The 14,914-nt window shown below is 72.1% G+C and carries 13 protein-coding genes; 12 read left to right on the top strand and 1 reads right to left on the bottom strand.

Annotated features, from left to right (window positions below):
* Positions 1-200: 200 nt before the first annotated feature.
* From VM636_RS14570 to VM636_RS14530, 9 genes are all read left to right on the top strand, one after another.
* Positions 201-995 (top strand): DUF4232 domain-containing protein, encoded by a 795-nt coding sequence (locus VM636_RS14570; protein ID WP_338484724.1) that lies wholly within the window; start codon positions 201-203, stop codon positions 993-995.
* Positions 996-1,459: 464 nt separating this feature from the next.
* Complete coding sequence (locus VM636_RS14565) at positions 1,460-2,818, top strand: phosphatase PAP2 family protein (protein WP_338484722.1); 1,359 nt, start codon at positions 1,460-1,462, stop codon at positions 2,816-2,818.
* 380 nt (positions 2,819-3,198) lie between these two features.
* Positions 3,199-3,735 carry a class I SAM-dependent methyltransferase gene (locus VM636_RS14560; protein ID WP_051821321.1) on the top strand — a complete coding sequence of 179 codons (537 nt, stop codon included), beginning with the start codon at positions 3,199-3,201 and terminating at the stop codon, positions 3,733-3,735.
* Between the two features lie 363 nt (positions 3,736-4,098).
* Complete coding sequence (locus VM636_RS14555) at positions 4,099-4,467, top strand: hypothetical protein (RefSeq protein WP_030420270.1); 369 nt, start codon at positions 4,099-4,101, stop codon at positions 4,465-4,467.
* Positions 4,467-5,918: an FAD-binding protein gene (locus tag VM636_RS14550; protein WP_037858146.1), complete on the top strand. Its 1,452-nt coding sequence runs from the start codon at positions 4,467-4,469 to the stop codon at positions 5,916-5,918. Before VM636_RS14555 ends, VM636_RS14550 begins: the two co-directional genes overlap by 1 nt.
* The gene (locus tag VM636_RS14545; protein WP_030420268.1) at positions 5,915-6,688 is read left to right on the top strand and encodes an SDR family oxidoreductase; all 774 of its coding nucleotides are present in this window, start codon (positions 5,915-5,917) and stop codon (positions 6,686-6,688) included. The genes VM636_RS14550 and VM636_RS14545 overlap by 4 nt, the downstream gene beginning before the upstream one ends.
* Before the next feature lie 157 nt (positions 6,689-6,845).
* On the top strand, positions 6,846-7,850 hold the full coding sequence (locus VM636_RS14540) for a GNAT family N-acetyltransferase (RefSeq protein ID WP_107091309.1): 1,005 nt from the start codon (positions 6,846-6,848) through the stop codon (positions 7,848-7,850).
* Positions 7,851-7,859: 9 nt separating this feature from the next.
* On the top strand, positions 7,860-8,699 hold the full coding sequence (locus VM636_RS14535) for an ester cyclase family protein (RefSeq protein ID WP_338484717.1): 840 nt from the start codon (positions 7,860-7,862) through the stop codon (positions 8,697-8,699).
* A 64-nt stretch (positions 8,700-8,763) separates the two neighbouring features.
* Positions 8,764-10,419, top strand: coding sequence for an FAD-dependent oxidoreductase (locus tag VM636_RS14530; RefSeq protein ID WP_338484715.1), 1,656 nt, complete (start codon positions 8,764-8,766; stop codon positions 10,417-10,419).
* Positions 10,420-10,476: 57 nt separating this feature from the next.
* Here VM636_RS14530 and VM636_RS14525 read toward each other — a convergent pair whose 3' ends face one another.
* Complete coding sequence (locus VM636_RS14525; RefSeq protein ID WP_030420264.1) at positions 10,477-10,965, bottom strand: MarR family winged helix-turn-helix transcriptional regulator; 489 nt, start codon at positions 10,963-10,965, stop codon at positions 10,477-10,479.
* A gap of 120 nt (positions 10,966-11,085) precedes the next feature.
* On the opposite strand from VM636_RS14525, the gene VM636_RS14520 reads away from it, so the two are divergent.
* From VM636_RS14520 to VM636_RS14510, 3 genes are all read left to right on the top strand, one after another.
* The gene (locus VM636_RS14520; protein ID WP_158786430.1) at positions 11,086-12,639 is read left to right on the top strand and encodes an FAD-dependent monooxygenase; all 1,554 of its coding nucleotides are present in this window, start codon (positions 11,086-11,088) and stop codon (positions 12,637-12,639) included.
* 89 nt (positions 12,640-12,728) lie between these two features.
* Positions 12,729-13,760: a methyltransferase gene (locus VM636_RS14515; RefSeq protein WP_159042097.1), complete on the top strand. Its 1,032-nt coding sequence runs from the start codon at positions 12,729-12,731 to the stop codon at positions 13,758-13,760.
* Positions 13,761-13,809: 49 nt separating this feature from the next.
* Positions 13,810-14,787 (top strand): zinc-binding dehydrogenase, encoded by a 978-nt coding sequence (locus VM636_RS14510; protein WP_030420261.1) that lies wholly within the window; start codon positions 13,810-13,812, stop codon positions 14,785-14,787.
* Positions 14,788-14,914 lie beyond the last annotated feature (127 nt).

Here is a 14,914-nt window from a genome sequence, read left to right as displayed (position 1 = left end):
CCGCGTCCCGGAACCCCGTCCCAGGGGGAGGTCATTCCCCCAGGTCAGAGCCATGAAAGGCGTTCCAGCGTCCCGGATACCCCGTCAGCCGTGGCGCTCGGGACGGAACGCCGCACAAGCTTGGGGACATCCAAGCACGCCGCTCCCGACGACCGGGTGAGCGGCCGACGCCACCGCGTGCACCACTCAAGGGGGATCACATGTCCACTCGCACCCACCACACCCACCACACCCACCACACCCACCAGGTCCACGAGGCCCACCAGACTCACCGCACCCACCGCACCCGCCTGTTCGCCGCCGCTGCCCTCGCCGCCGCCGCGCTGACGTTGACGGCGTGCGGTGGGGGACAGGGACTCCACGACGAGGGGGCCGCCTCGGCCGGTTCCGCGTCCTCGTCGGCGCCCACGGCCTCGCCCGGGGCGAGCGGGGGAGCCTCGGGGCCGAGCGACGCGGGCCAGGCGGGCTGGGCCTCCGGGGGCTCGGCGGACGGCGCGGCCGGTGCGAACGGCACGACGGGCACCCCGGGTGCGAACGGCTCCACGGGTGCGAAGGGCTCCACGGGCACCGAGGACTCGGCGTCCGCCTCGGCCCCCTGCACCGGCACCTCCACCCGGGTGACCGCCGCGGAGGTCACCCGCCCCCTGAACCACCTGCTCCTGACCGTCACCAACACCGGCTCGAAGAACTGCGACCTCGTCGGCTACCCGGCGGTCCGCTTCGACGAGGCCCAGTCCGTCCCGCCGGCCATCGAGGACTCCAAGCCGCAGGCGGTGGTCACGCTGGCCCCCGGCGAGTCCGGCTACGCCAGCGTCCTGCTCTCGGCCGCGGACGGCAGCGGTTCCCACGGCTACACCGCCACGTCCCTCACGGTCTTCTTCAACGACGGCGCGGGCACCGCCCGCCCGGCGCTCCCGGCGAAGGGCGTGTACGTGGACGACTCGATCGGCGTCTCGTACTGGCAGGCGACCATGGAGGACGCCCTGACCTGGTGACCCGGCGGTACCCAGATCCGACAGGCGCCACCTGATCACGGCAGGCGGCAAGCAGCAGCCGGCAAGCAGCAACCAGCAACCAGCAAGCAACAGCCAACAACCAACAGCCGGCAGGCAGTCGGCGGCGGGCGGCGGGACGGCCCGGGTCACATGATCCGGGCCGTCCCGCCGCCCGCGAGGCATGTCGCCGGCTCCCGCCCACATGCCTCTTGACCTGCACATACCCCTGTGCCTATTTTCACCGGGCGTCGGCCGGGGGGTGGCTCGGCAGGACGGCGGCGGTCCCGCCGCAACCCTGGCGGTGATCGTGCGTCTTACTTCTGTGGGCAGCTCTTTGCGAGGAATGAGCAGTTCCAGTCGCAAGTGACGAGAACAGCCCACGCTTCATGGCCGATACCTAACAAAGTAGTCACACGTTGATACCCATACCGCCGCGGGACGCCCCGCCGACAAGCCGAAGATCCGTGTTCTCCGCGAGCCCGCGGCCACGGGCGGGACTCTGGGCCGCAGCGGGTGTCGCGGCCCTCGGATTCCTGATCGCGCTGGAGTTCACCGCGCACCGCCACGGCCTGCCGGGGCCGATCGCCGGCCAGGTGCGGGAACTGGTCGTCGCCCCCAAATCGGGTGGCCTGCTCTACGCCGCCCTGGCGCTGACGATGGTGGTCCTCACCTGGCGGCAACGGTTCGTCGCGGTGGGCGCGGCGATCGGTATCGACCTCGTCTTCGCGCTGGTCCGGTGGATGACCGACGGCGGTACGAGCGGCGGCCACCCCTTCGGCAACGGCGCGCTGTGGGTGGTCCTCGGCTGCGGGGCCGTCGCGGTCACCCGCCGCACCGGCGAGGAGCGCGTCCTGCTGCTGAAGGGCGTCGGGCTCGGCCTGCTGCTGGTGGCCGGCCGCAAGACCGGGGACACCTGGCTGCTGATCACCTCGAAGGCCCGCCCGACCGTGCTCGACCAGTACGTGGCGACCGCCGACCACGCACTGGGCGAACCGTCCTGGCTGGTGGGCCGGGCGGTCGCGGCCACCGGCTCCCTCGGCTTCAACCTCCTCGACATCGTCTACGGCCAGCTCGCGGTGGCCGCGGTCGTCGTCGCCCTGTACCAACTGCGCGGAGTGGCGCGCGAACGCCGCTTCCCGGCCCATCACCTGGTGCGCACCTTCCTGGTGATCGGCCTCCTCGGACCGGCCTTCTACATGATCTTCCCGGTGGTCGGACCGCTCTTCGCCTACGGCACCGGCACCGACTACTGGGCGCCGGTCAGCCTGTGGGCCCCGGACATCCCGTCCAGCACGCAGTGGGCGGTGGGCGACCTGTGGCCGCGGACGCTGCCACCGCTCGCCACCCCACAGGCCATGCCCTTCGACGGGATCACCCCGCGCAACTGCATGCCCAGCCTGCACACGGCGTGGGCCGTGGCCATCTTCCTCCACACCCGCAAGGGCCCGCGCCTCCTGCGGTACGCAGGAACGTTCTGGCTGGTCGCCACCCTCACCGCGACCCTGGGCTTCGGCTACCACTACGGCGTGGACCTCATCGCCGGCGTGGTGTTCGTGCTCACCGTCGAGGCGGCCCTGCGCGCGTACGACCGGGGCTGGGACCGCGCGGGCACCCGGCTGGTCGCCTACGGAGCGACGGTCTTCACCGCCCTGCTCCTCTCCTACCGCTACCTGCCCCTCCCGATGGCCGAACACCCCCTGGTCGCCGGTCCGCTGCTCCTCCTGGCGACGACCTCGGTGATCTACGCCTACACCCGCACCACCACCTCGACCGCCACACCCCCACCCCGCCCCACCCCCACCCCCCAACCGGAACCCCTCTGACCGCCCACCCCCGGCCCACTCCGTGCGCCCGGAGCCGGGACGGCGCTCGCCGTCCCCGACGGAAAGCACGGGAGACCGAGGGGACGGCCTGGGACCGGCGCCTCCCGCCTGCTTTCCCCGGAGGGTGAGGCGATCCGCGCTCTCGGCGTGCCTGTCGCCCGCCCCGGGCGTCCACGTGCGGGGTTCGGCCGATCGGCGTGTCCGCACCGGGCGGGTCGCTTCGGGGCGGCACCCGGGTGCGGGGAGCCGGTCGGGGTACTGGAGCGCGGCTGAAGCCTCGCTCGGGAAGGCATCCAGGGCCGTCGCTCGTGGCGGCGGCGTCTGTAACGCTCGGGCCGAGAGACCTCGAATGTCTCGGACCTCGTGACGGGGAGTTCCGCATGCCCAGTGCCGCCTCTTCCATCGAATGCTCCGCCGTGCCTTCCGCCGGGGCCACCACCGGTGTCCTCCTCCGGCAGTTGGTGCTGTTGGCCGGACCGCTCAACGTGCTCCAGATCGGCTGCCCGCCCGAGTCGGTCACCGCCGGGCTCGCGGCGGCGCTGAGCGAGAACGGGCGCGGCCGGGTCATCTGCTGCGAGCCGGACCCCGTACGCGCCGAGGCCACCGCGGCGGCGGTCGAGAAGGCCGGGCTCGGGCGGTACGCGGAGGTGCGGGCGGATGGGCCCGAGCGGTTGCACACGACCGCCCCCGGGCCGGTCGACCTGCTGCTGCTCGGTGGTCCGCCGCAGTCCTTCCTCGCGTTGCTGAGGCTGGTGGAGCCCCGGATGCTGCCGGGCGCGGTGGTGGTGGCCCATGGCGCGCGGGACGTCGGGACGACGTGCGCCGAGTTCCTCGCCCACGTCCGGTCCTCCGGCGGCTACGTGTCGCTTGCGCTTCCCCTCGACGACGGTGTGGAGATGGCCGTCCGGGCCGCTTGACGACTCCGTCGCATCGACCCCATCGATACTTGGGAGTGCCGTGCCCCTTCGTCCGTTCGATCCGGATCTCCTCCCCGAGGGGCATCCCGACAAGAGCGCCGTATCACCCCGCCGCACTGCCCTGGAAGCTCTGTGGCGGTGGCTCGCGCGTTTCCTCCTGCTGCCGTCCTACCGGGCCCTGGTGGCGCTCGGGTCCGTGCACGCGGTCGCGTTCCGGCACCCGGGCTGCGAGCCCTTGTGCCGTCCGCCGCGGGCGGATCCGCCCCGCTACAGGGCGTTTCGAGCGGATCTTGAGAGGAGGCCGGAAGGCTGGCCGGGACATTCCACTCCCCCAGTTTCCCCAGAGAGCCGAGGAGATCTGTCATGAGCGACGTACGGTTGGTCGGCACCTGGACCACGCGGTTGGACGACGACGGGAAGGCCGTTCCCGGGCTCGTCTGCTTCTCGGCGGACGGTTCGGTCGTCTCCACGCAGCTCAACACCAAGAACATCGGCCTGGGTACCTGGCGTGCCACGGGCCCGGACAGCTTCGAGTACGGGTTCCACATCCTGGCCGCAGATCCCGAGGGCCGGCACGTGGGGGAGGCACACGTCCGGGTGTCGGGCGAGTTTGTCTCGGACACCGAGTGGCAGGGCACCGGCGGCGCCGACTTCTTCGACCCGCAGGGCACCAGGCTGCGCGGGCACGCGGGCTCAAAGGTGACCGCGGGCAAGTTCGGCCTCGACGGCTGATGCGGGCCGCGGTGCTGCGGGAACGGCTCGACGGGGACCTGGTTCTGCCGGACGAGGCGGGTTTCGCTCTGGCCCGGCAGCTCCAGAACACCGAGTACGACACGATCGAGCCGCACGCCGTCGCGTACTGCGTCTCCGAACGGGATGTCGCGCTGTGCGTGCGCCACGCCCGGGAGCACGGGGTGCGGCTGCACGTCCGGGGCGGCGGCCACAGCTTCAACGGCTGGTCGACCGGTCCGGGGCTGGTCGTCGACCTGTCCCGGATGAACCACGCCGTGACCCGGGGGCCCGTGGTGGGGCTCGGCGGGGGCGTCCGGTCGCTGGACGCGCTGGACGCCCTGCGCACCCAGGGACGGCAGATCACCACGGGCACGTTTCCCACGGTCGCCGCGGGCGGATTCCTGACCGGCGGCGGTATCGGCTGGCAGACGCGGAGGTTCGGACTCGGCAGCGACCGGGTCACCGCGGCACGTGTGGTGCTCGCGGACGGCAGGACGGTCCGCTGCTCGCCCACCGAGGAGCCCGATCTGTACTGGGCGCTGCGTGGTGGCGGCGGAGGAACCTTCGGCGTGGTCACGGAGTTCGACGTGCGTCCGATCCACGCGCCCGAGCTGACCGGCTTCGAGACGCTGTGGGCGTACGACGACGCCGTCGAAGTGCTGACGGCCTGGCAGCAGTGGGCCGTTGACGGCCCTGACGAGTTGGGCACCTCGCTGGTGGTGCTGCCGGGCATGTTCGGGCCCGGCGGACGTCCCGTGGTCAAGGTCTGGGGCGTGCACCTGGGCTCGGACGGGGCGTTGCGCGCGGGGCTGGACGAACTGGCGGAACGGGCCGGGAGCAAACCGCTGAGCCGCACCGTGGGCGCGCGAGGCGGCTACGCCGAGGTGATGCACGAGGCGCTGTGCGGTTCGAAGACGGTGGCCCAGTGTCGTCGTACCGGGACCGGACCCGGGGCGGAAGGGCACCGGCATCCGTACACTCGCCAGAGCTACCGGCTGACCGCCCGGGCCGCGACCCGGACGGAGTCGGCGGCGCTCCTCGCCGCCTGGGACCCCTCGCTCGACGCCGCGGGCCAGGAGCGGTACCTGCTGTGCATCGCGCTGGGCGGTGCGGCGAGCCGGGTGCCGGGGGCCGCGACCGCTTACGCCCACCGGGACGCACGGTTCCTGATCGGCTATCAGTTCGCGTGCCGCAGGGCGGCCGAGGACCCGGAGGCGCCGGCGAGGCTGACCACGCTGGCGGACCGTGCGGCGACGGCACTGGAACCGCTCGCCTGCGGCTCGTACATCAACTTCCCCAGCTCACGGATGGCCGGGGACTGGGAGAGGGAGTACTTCGGCGCGAACCTTCGCCGGCTGCGCGCCGTGAAGCGGGCCTACGACCCGGACGACTTCTTCCGGCACGCGCAGAGCATCGGCCTGCGCGCCCCGACGACCGAGGCGGAGTCATGAGGACGGATCTGCGGAACAAGGCCGTGCTGGTCACCGGCGCCTCTTCGGGCATCGGCCGGGCGACGGCGGTGGCGTACGGGGAAGAGAGGGCCAGGGTCGCGATCACCTACCACAGCGATAGGGACGGGGCCCGGGAGACGGCCCGGCTGGTGACCGAGGCGGGCGGTACACCGCTGGTGGTGCGCTACGACCTCGCGGACGAGCGGTGCATACGGGACACGGTGGGACGGGTCGCCGAGGAGTGGGGCGGCCTTGATGTGCTGGTGGCCAACGCGGTGGTCTGGAGCGAGGCGATCCCGCGGCCCGGGCAGCCGGTGCCGCGCTTCGAGGACGTACCGGCGAAGCAGTGGCAGGAGGTGCTGCGCACATCGGTCGACGCCGTGTTCCACACGCTGCAGGCGGCGCTGCCGTGGATGCGCGGGCGACCGTGGGGCCGGGTCGTGCTACTGGGGGCGGGACTCGCGGACACCGGCAAGGCCGGGGCGGGAGCATACGGCGCGGCGAAGTCCGCGTACTTCGGGCTGATGCGGAGCCTGGCCTGGGAGCTGGGGCCCGAGGGAATCCTGGTCAACATGGTGGTGCCGGGGCAGACCAGCACGCAGACCGTGCGGGCGCACGTGCCCCCCGGCTTCCTGGAGGAGAAGGGCCGCACCCTCCCGTCGGGCCGGATGTCGGCACCCGAGGACGTGGCCGCGGCCGTCGTCTTCCTCGGCTCGGCCGCCAACCGCAACACCCACGGCGAGACGCTCCGCGTGACCGGCGGCGCCTGACGCGTCCGGCCGGCTGCCCCTCGTCGTACCGCGCCCCCGTCGCCTCGCAGGGAAACCTGGAGCGCGACGGGGGCCGGTCCCTTTCCGTGCCGGTGCCCGCGTCCGGTGTCGAGTTGTCCTCGACGGTGCTTCGAGAGATCCGGGCCACCTTGTGGGCATGGAGATTCGAGCTCTCGACGGCGATGAGCCGGCGACCATCGCCGCGTTGCTTCCCGGGTTCCGGGAGACCATGAGCCTTGAGCTGCCCGGTGACCCGCCGGTCACGGAGTCGCTTCTGGCGCGGCTGTTCCAGCGACGGCAGGGGACCGAGCGGATCGTGCTCGTCGCGTACGACGGCGGCACCCCGGCCGGGGTGCTGAAGCTCGGGCTGGACCTGGAGGATCCGACCGGACCGGGACACGGTTCGCTGTGGGTGTTCCCCGGCTTCCGGCGACGTGGCGCCGGGCGGGCCCTGGCGGCCGCAGGACTGGCGGGGCTACGGGAGCGGGGACGGGAACTGCTGTTGGCCGACGCTCCCAGGACGGCGGCCGGTGAGCGCTTCGCGGCGGGGCTCGGCGCGGAACTCACCGGCGAGAGCGTGCGCCACCGGCTGTGTCCGGACGGTCCCGCCCGTGCCGTGCTGCAGGCCGCCGCGGCTCGGCCGGTGCCCGGATACCGGCAGGTGGCGTGGCAGGGTTCCTGCCCCGACGACCTGGTGGAAACCTACGCGCGGGCCTGGAGCGCGCTGGAGGAACGGGTCAACGGCCAGTCCCGGATGCGACGCCCCGCCGTCGACGAGGTAAGGGCGCGGGAGGCCGAGGCGGAGCGGGCCGGGCACCGGCCCCACGTGGTCGCGGCACTGCCCGAGGAAGGCACGGCGATCGTCGCGTACGCCACCGTGTTCGTGCGCAGCGGCCCCATGGCGGACGTCGGCGAGACGCTGGTGCTGCCACAGCACCGGCGGCGCGGTCTCGCCACGTGGCTGAAGGCCGCACTGCTGCTCGGGGCCGCCGGGGAAAACAGCCGTCTCGCGCTGTTCCAGGTCTTCAACGACACCGCCAACACGGCCGTGGTCGCGCTCAACCGGAAGCTCGGCTTCGAGGCCGACTCGCACTGGTCGACCTACGCGCTCAGGGCAGAGCGGTCGCCCGTTCCTGACCCTCCCCTACAAGAGCCGAACTGAGAGGACCCCATGACCACCGTGACCCCCGCCGGGCAGCGCGCGCGCAACGCCGAACTGGTCCGTGAGCTGTACGGGGCGCTCTACCGCGAGCGCCGCTTCGAGGAGACGGACCGCTTCTTCCACGCCGACTGGGTCGAACACGACCCGGAGGGCAGGCGGACACGGGACCGCGAATTCCCGGAGCTGCGCGCCGACATCGATCATCTGGTGGCGGACAACGACCGGGTGATGCTCTTCGCGAGGTGGACCGGACGCACCCGGTCGGGTGCCGATATCCGGCTGCACACGGCCGAGTTGTACCGGCTGAGGGACACCCGGGTCGCCGAGCACTGGAACGTGGTGGACCGGGACGTGCTCGCCGCGCTCGGCGTGGACTTCGGGCCGGAGCAGCCCCGTCAGCCGGCCGCCCCCGGTCTGCACGGCCCGCACACCGACATCGAGCGGGCCAACGCGGAGCTGGTGCTCGGCGCGTACCGTGACGTCTTCAGCCGGCACCGGCTGGACCTGGCCGGACGCTATTACCACCAGGACTACCGGCACCACAACATGCGTACCGACGCGGTGCCGGACGGGCTCGACGCGTTCAAGGCGTTCTTCGCGGACAACATCGCCGCCTTTCCCGATCTGGTCACCACCGTGGACCACATCGTCGCCGTGGACGACCGGGTGATGGTCTTCGTGACCTGGACCGGCACGCTCACCGGCGCGTGGAGCGGCGGCGGACCCTCCGGGCTGCCGCTTCGGATGCGTACCTGCGACCAGTTCCGCATCGAGCGCGGCAAGGTCGCGGAGCACTGGGAGGTCGTCGACTACCTGGACCTGGGCCGCGCTGGGCTGCCGACCCCGTGAGCAGAGCGATGCCCCGTTGCGTGAGCCGATGCCCGAAGCCGACGTCCAGAGAGGGACTTGTGCGATGACGACTGTCTCCGACCCTTCCCCCAGCGCGCCCGTACTGATCGTCGGCGGCAGCCTCGTCGGGCTGTCCACCGCCCTGTTCCTGGCCCGGCACGGAGTCCGGTGCACCCTGGTGGAGCGCCATCCGGGCACGTCCATCCACCCGAGGGCCGTCGGCTACTACCCCAGGACCGGGGAGCTGCTGCGGCAGGCCGGCGTGGAGGACGCGGCCGTACGGGAGGCGGCGGGGTTCGCCACCCACCGCACGCGTGCCGGGGTGACCTCGCTGGCGGGGGAGGTGCTGTTCAGCAAGGAGGAACTGGAGGGCGACGACGACCTGGGTGACCTCACCCCGTCGCGGCTGCTGCTGCTGCCCCAGGACCGGCTGGAGCCGCTGCTGCGTTACCGGGCCGCGGAGCTGGGCGCCGACCTCAGGTTCGGCACGGAACTGTCGTCCTTCGTGGAAGATCCGGAGGGGGTGACCGCCGTCCTCGGTGACGACAACGGCGCCCGCACCTTCCGAAGCTCCTACCTCGTGGCCTGCGACGGGCCGCGCAGTACGGTGCGAGAGGCACTGAAGGTGCCCCGGCAGGGGCGTGGTGTGCTGTCCCGGCATGTGAGCATCGCTTTCGGGGCGGATCTGCGGCCGGTGCTGGGGGAGCGCCGCTACAGCGTGATTCATGTGAAGAACGACCAGGTCACCGGCATCCTCGTGCATGACGACACCTTGACCGGGGGCACACTGATCGTCGAGTACCGGCCCGAGGACGGCGAGAGCCTGGAGGACTTCACCGAGGGCCGCTGTGCCGAGTTGGTGAGGGCCGCCGTAGGGGCGCCCGCGGCCGAGGTGACGATCCGATCGCGCTTCCCGTGGGACATGGCGGAACAGGTCGCCGAGGGCTTCGTGCACGGGCGGGTGCTGCTCGCCGGGGACGCGGCGCACGTGGTGCCGCCGACCGGGGGCTACGGAGCCAACACCGGTATCGCCGACGCCCACAACCTCGCCTGGAAGCTCGCCCTGGTGGTCGGGGGCGTCGCGGGGCCGGGCCTCGTGGACACGTACGACACCGAACGGCGGCCCGTGGCCGGCTACACGGCCGAACAGGGGGCCCTTCAGCTCGCCCTGCGCTCCGGCACCGCCACCCCGGAGCAGCGGGCCGCCGTCGCGGACGCGGTGACGGTGACGTCCGGCCAGGCGTACCGCTCCGCCGCGGTCGTCGGTGAGCCGGGAGGAGCGCACCTTCCCGTCGCCTCCGATCCGCGGGCGCTGCGCGGCGTGCCGGGGACCCGTGCGCCCTACGCGACGTTGTCACGGGGCGGCGAACCCGTCTCGACGCTCGACCTCTTCGGACGGGACTTCGTCCTGCTGACCGGGGAGCGCGGCGGCGAGTGGATCTCGGCCGCAGTCTCCGCGTCCGCCGAACTGGGCCTGCGACTCGTGGCCCGCCGGGTGGTGCCGGGCGCGGGCGGCGGGGCGGGCACGCTCACCGACCCGGACGGCACCTTCTCCGAACGCTACGGCGGTCTGCGCCCCGAGGGCGCGGTACTGATACGGCCGGACGGTGTGGTCGCGTGGCGGTCGCCGGGCGCGGACCCGCGGGGCGAGGAGACCGGGGTGCTGACGGCGGTCCTGCGCAGCGTCCTCGCGCGGGACTCCCGTACGGGTGAGGGGTAGCGGACCGGGGGCCGCGGCGATGGCCGTCGCGGCCCCTTCCCCGCTCGTGCCGGAGGGTCAGGCCGAGCCGGCATCCTGCTGCAACTCGCCTACGGAGTCCACGTACTTGATCAGCAGGCGGGCGAACTCCAGCCGTTCCTCCTCCGGCCAGTCCCCGGTGATGCGCTCGAAGGCCGCGCGCTGGTGGCGGCGGAAGCGGGCGAGCGTGTCATGCCCTTCCGGGGTGAGCTGGAGGATCGTACGGCGGCCGTCGCGTTGTGAGGCCGCGCGGATCAGATAGCCGGCGGTGATGCAGTCGGAGACCATCCGGCTCGCCACGGAGGGGTCGACGGCGAGTCGCTCGCCCACGACACCGACGGTGATCTCCTGGCCCTCCTGGTCCGGCCCGTCCTGGACGATGTTGAGGACCAGCGTCCTGGTCAAGTCCTTGCGGGACACCTGCTTCTCCACGTTCAGCGCCTGCGCACGCCGCAGCCGGGAGAAGGCGGGGCCGACGGCGTCGAGCAGGTCCTCTGCCCGCGGCGGGGGCTGAGTCGAAGTGTCCATGTCCGCATTCTAGGCGAGTTGATTACAACAGACGAGCATCTGTATGCTCTCCATCCACTGCATGACATCAAGCATATACCTGCTTTGGCGCATGTATTGCTCCCGTCCTTGGAGGACGCCGTGTCCCGTCCCTTGCCACCGGAGTCCGATCGTGACTTCGAGATCACCTACGACACCGACGTCGACTTCGACGTGCTGATCGTCGGCGGCGGCCCCGTCGGCATGCTGCTCGCCGCGGAGCTCCGCATCTCCCGGGTCCGGGCGGTCGTGCTCGAGCGGCTGCCCGAGCGCACCCCGCACTCCAAGGCATTCGGGCTGCACGCCCGCTCCCTGGAGTCGCTCGACCGGCGGGGCCTGCTCAAACGGTTCCGCGACGGCGCCCGCTCCTGGAACAACGGCCACTTCGCCGGTCTGGGCGAATGGGTCGACTTCTCCGCCCTCGACAGCGAGCACGGCTACGCCCTGCTCAGCGAGCAGACCAGGACCGAACGCCTGCTGGAGGAGCGTGCCGCCGAGTTCGGCGCCGAGATCCGGCGAGGACACGAGGTCACCGCGATACGGCAGGACACCGAGGGTGTCGAGGCCGAGGTGACCGGGCCCGACGGCTCCTACACCGTGCGCGCCAAGTACGCCGTGGGCTGCGACGGCGGTCGCAGTCTGGTTCGCCGGGAGGCCGGCATCGCCTTTCCGGGCACCGGCGGACGGGTCACCGCCCGGCTCGGCGACGTGATCCTCGCCGACCGAGAGAACGCCCCCATGGGCATGGAGCGCACCGAACGCGGCCTGTTGTTCTGTGTACCCCTCGACGACACCTACCACCGGGTGTCCACGTTCGACTTCGGGGCCGACCGGGAGTCCGGTGCGGAGCTCACCCTGGACGAGTTGACCGCGAGTCTGTGTGAGATCTGGGGCGACGACCTCGGCGCGCACTCGCCGCGCTGGCTCTCCGTCTTCACCGACTCCGCCTGCCAGGCCGACCGCTACCGCGAAGGCCGTCTGCTGATCGCGGGCGACGCCGCCCACACCCACTTCCCGGTCGGCGGCCAGGGTGTCAACCTCGGCCTCCAGGACGCCTTCAACCTCGGCTGGAAGCTGGCCGGCGCGGTGCACGGCTGGGCTCCCGAGGGCCTGCTCGACAGCTACGACCGCGAGCGTCAGGCTCCGGCCCGCGAGGTGCTGGCCAACACGCGGGCGCAGATCGCGCTGATGGACCCGGATCCGTATGTCACCCCGCTGCGCCGGCTCTTCACCGACCTCATGCGCAAGGAGCAGGTGAACCGCCACCTCGCCGAGATGCTCAGCGGGGTCACCGTCCGCTACCCGATCGCCGGCCCCCGGCATCGGCTGCTCGGCGACTTCGCCCGCGACCTGGAGCTGAGGACCGAGGACGGCGTCCGGCTCCTGCCCAAGTACCTGAAGCGCGGTACCGGCGTGCTGCTCGACCTGACCGGGGAGACACAGATCGGCCAGGTGCACGAAAAGTGGGCCGCGGGCGTCTCCTGGGCGGGCCGACTCCAGCACGTCCGGGCCGCGTGCGCTCAGGAACCGCAGTTGGCCGGCCTGCTGGTCCGCCCCGACGGCTATGTCGCCTGGGCCGCGGACCGGGACATGCCGGAGGCGGACCTGCGGGAGTCGCTGACCGCGGCCGTGACCACCTGGTTCGGCACCGTCTGACGAGGGGCCGAGGCGGCCGGGGCGCGGCCCCATTCCTTCGGCCGACGTGGCACCCTCACCCACACCACGTGTGCACGCAAGAGGACGAAGTGAGCAAACCCCCCTGGTCGCAAGAGTTGTTGGACAAGAGCGACCTGATCACCCCGATGGCCATCAGAGTGGCCGCCACCCTCGGACTGTCGGATCACATGGCCTCCGGAACGGTCACGGTCGAGTCGCTGGCCCGTGCGGCGGAGGTGGACGCGACCGCTCTGGGCCGCCTCCTCGGCCACCTGGTCAACGCCGGGATCTACCGCCCGCTCCCCGAGGGGGGCTACGAGCCGACCGAACTCGGCGCCCTGCTGCGCCACGACGTTCCGCAGTCGGGCCGCGACTGGCTCCGTCTGGACGGCCCGACCGGCCGGGGCGAGGCCGCGGCGTTCCGCCTGCTCGACGCCGTGCGCTCCGGCTCCCCCGTCTACCGTGCGCTGTACGGGCAGGAATTCTGGGCGGACATCGAGTCGGACCGCGCGCTCGCGGAGACCTTCGCGCGGCGGATGGCCGCGAGCATGCGCTGGGTCGTACCCGATCTGCTGGCCCAAGGCGACTGGCACGCCGTACGGCACGTCGTCGACGTGGGCGGCGGCAGTGGCGACCTGCTCGCGGCCGTGGTCGCCGCCACCCCGGGCGCGCGGGGCACCCTGCTCGACCTGGAGGGGCCCGCTGCGGCGGCCGAGCGGGACTTCGCGGCCGCCGGACTCCAGGAGCGCTGCCGCGCGGTGGCGGGCAGCTTCTTCGATCCGCTGCCCGCCGGCGGAGATGTGTACCTGCTGTCCAACGTCCTGCTGAACTGGCCCGACGGCCGGGCGGCCGAAATCCTGCGGCGCTGCGCCGAGGCAGTCCGCCCGCGCGGGCGGGTCCTGGTCATCGAGGGGCTGCTCGATGTCCAGACCGACCAGACCGATCTGGACCTGCGGATGCTCGTCTACCTGGGCGGGAGGATGCGCACCACCGAGCAACTGCGCGACCTGGCGGCCGGAGCCGGACTCTCGCTGGGCCGGGTGGCCGGGCTGGGCCGGGTGCGCTCGCTCGTCGAACTCGCCCCGGCCCGATCCGGCTCGTTACCGTCCCTCACCCCGTAACGCACTCGGCAGAACCCGCAGTGCACGCGAAAGAAAGAGGAATACGTCCATGCACATCGTCCGACACCACGAGTTCGGCGCCCCCTCGGTGCTGCGACTCGAGAAGGCCGGTACACCTGTTCCCGGTCCCGGCCAGGTCCTGATCCGCACGGAGGCGGTGGGGGTCAACTTCGCCGAGTGCCAGCGTCGTCAGGGCATCCCGGTCGGCGGCCCGGCCACCCTTCCCGGCTCGCCGGGCGGCGACGTGGCGGGTGTCGTGGAGCAGGTCGGCGAGGGCGTCGACCAGGTCGGAGTCGGCGACCGGGTGGTCACCGGGGTCGCCCAGGACGGATACGCCGAGTACGTCGTCACCCGGGCCGACTGGCTGTTCGCCGTCCCCGAGGGGATCGACGCCGGCCAGGCCACCTCGCTGCCCATCCCCGGCCAGACCGCTTACCACGTGATCGTCACCGCGGCGAAGCTCCGGCCGGGCGAGTCCGTATTGATCACCGCCGCGGCGGGAGGTATCGGCCATCTGCTGGTCCAGATGGCCAAGGCACTCGGTGCGGGCCAGGTCATCGCCGCCGCCCGCGGAGCGAAGAAGCTGGCCTTCGCCGCGTCGCTCGGCGCGGATGTCACCGTCGACTACGGCGAGGACGGCTGGGAGGAGAAGGTGCGCGCCGCGACCGGCGGCCGGGGGGTCGACGCCGCTTTGGAGACCGTCGGCGGGGAGATTCTCACCAAGTGCGTGAACCTCACCGCCCAGTTCGGGCGGACGGTGGTGTACGGCGCGGCGGGCGGCGAACTGCCGGCCCTCGAGGTCGCCGACATCTTCGACAACCGCGTCGTCATGGGTTTCAGCATGTGGGGTGTGATGGGCGGGAAGCCGGACGCCATGGCCGAGGGTGCCCGGGAACTGCTGCACATGGTGACCTCCGGCAAGGTCCGTCCCGTCGTCCACGCCGAGCTGCCGCTGAAGGACGCCGCGGCGGCGCACGAGCTGATGGAGTCGCGCTCCCAGCTCGGCCGCGTCGTGCTGGTTCCCTGACCCTCACCTCGATGCATTGATGCACAGATGTGCATCTTGACAATTACATGACTGATGACATGTAATGAAGGGGTGGCGGCACGCGATCGCCGTCCGCACTCCACCTTCCGCAACCCGGATCCCTGGG

Source organism: Streptomyces sp. SCSIO 75703 (assembly GCF_036607905.1).
Lineage (GTDB): Bacteria > Actinomycetota > Actinomycetes > Streptomycetales > Streptomycetaceae > Streptomyces.
The sequence above is the reverse complement of the archived record's forward strand: the minus strand, read 5'-3'. Positions and strand labels throughout refer to the sequence as shown.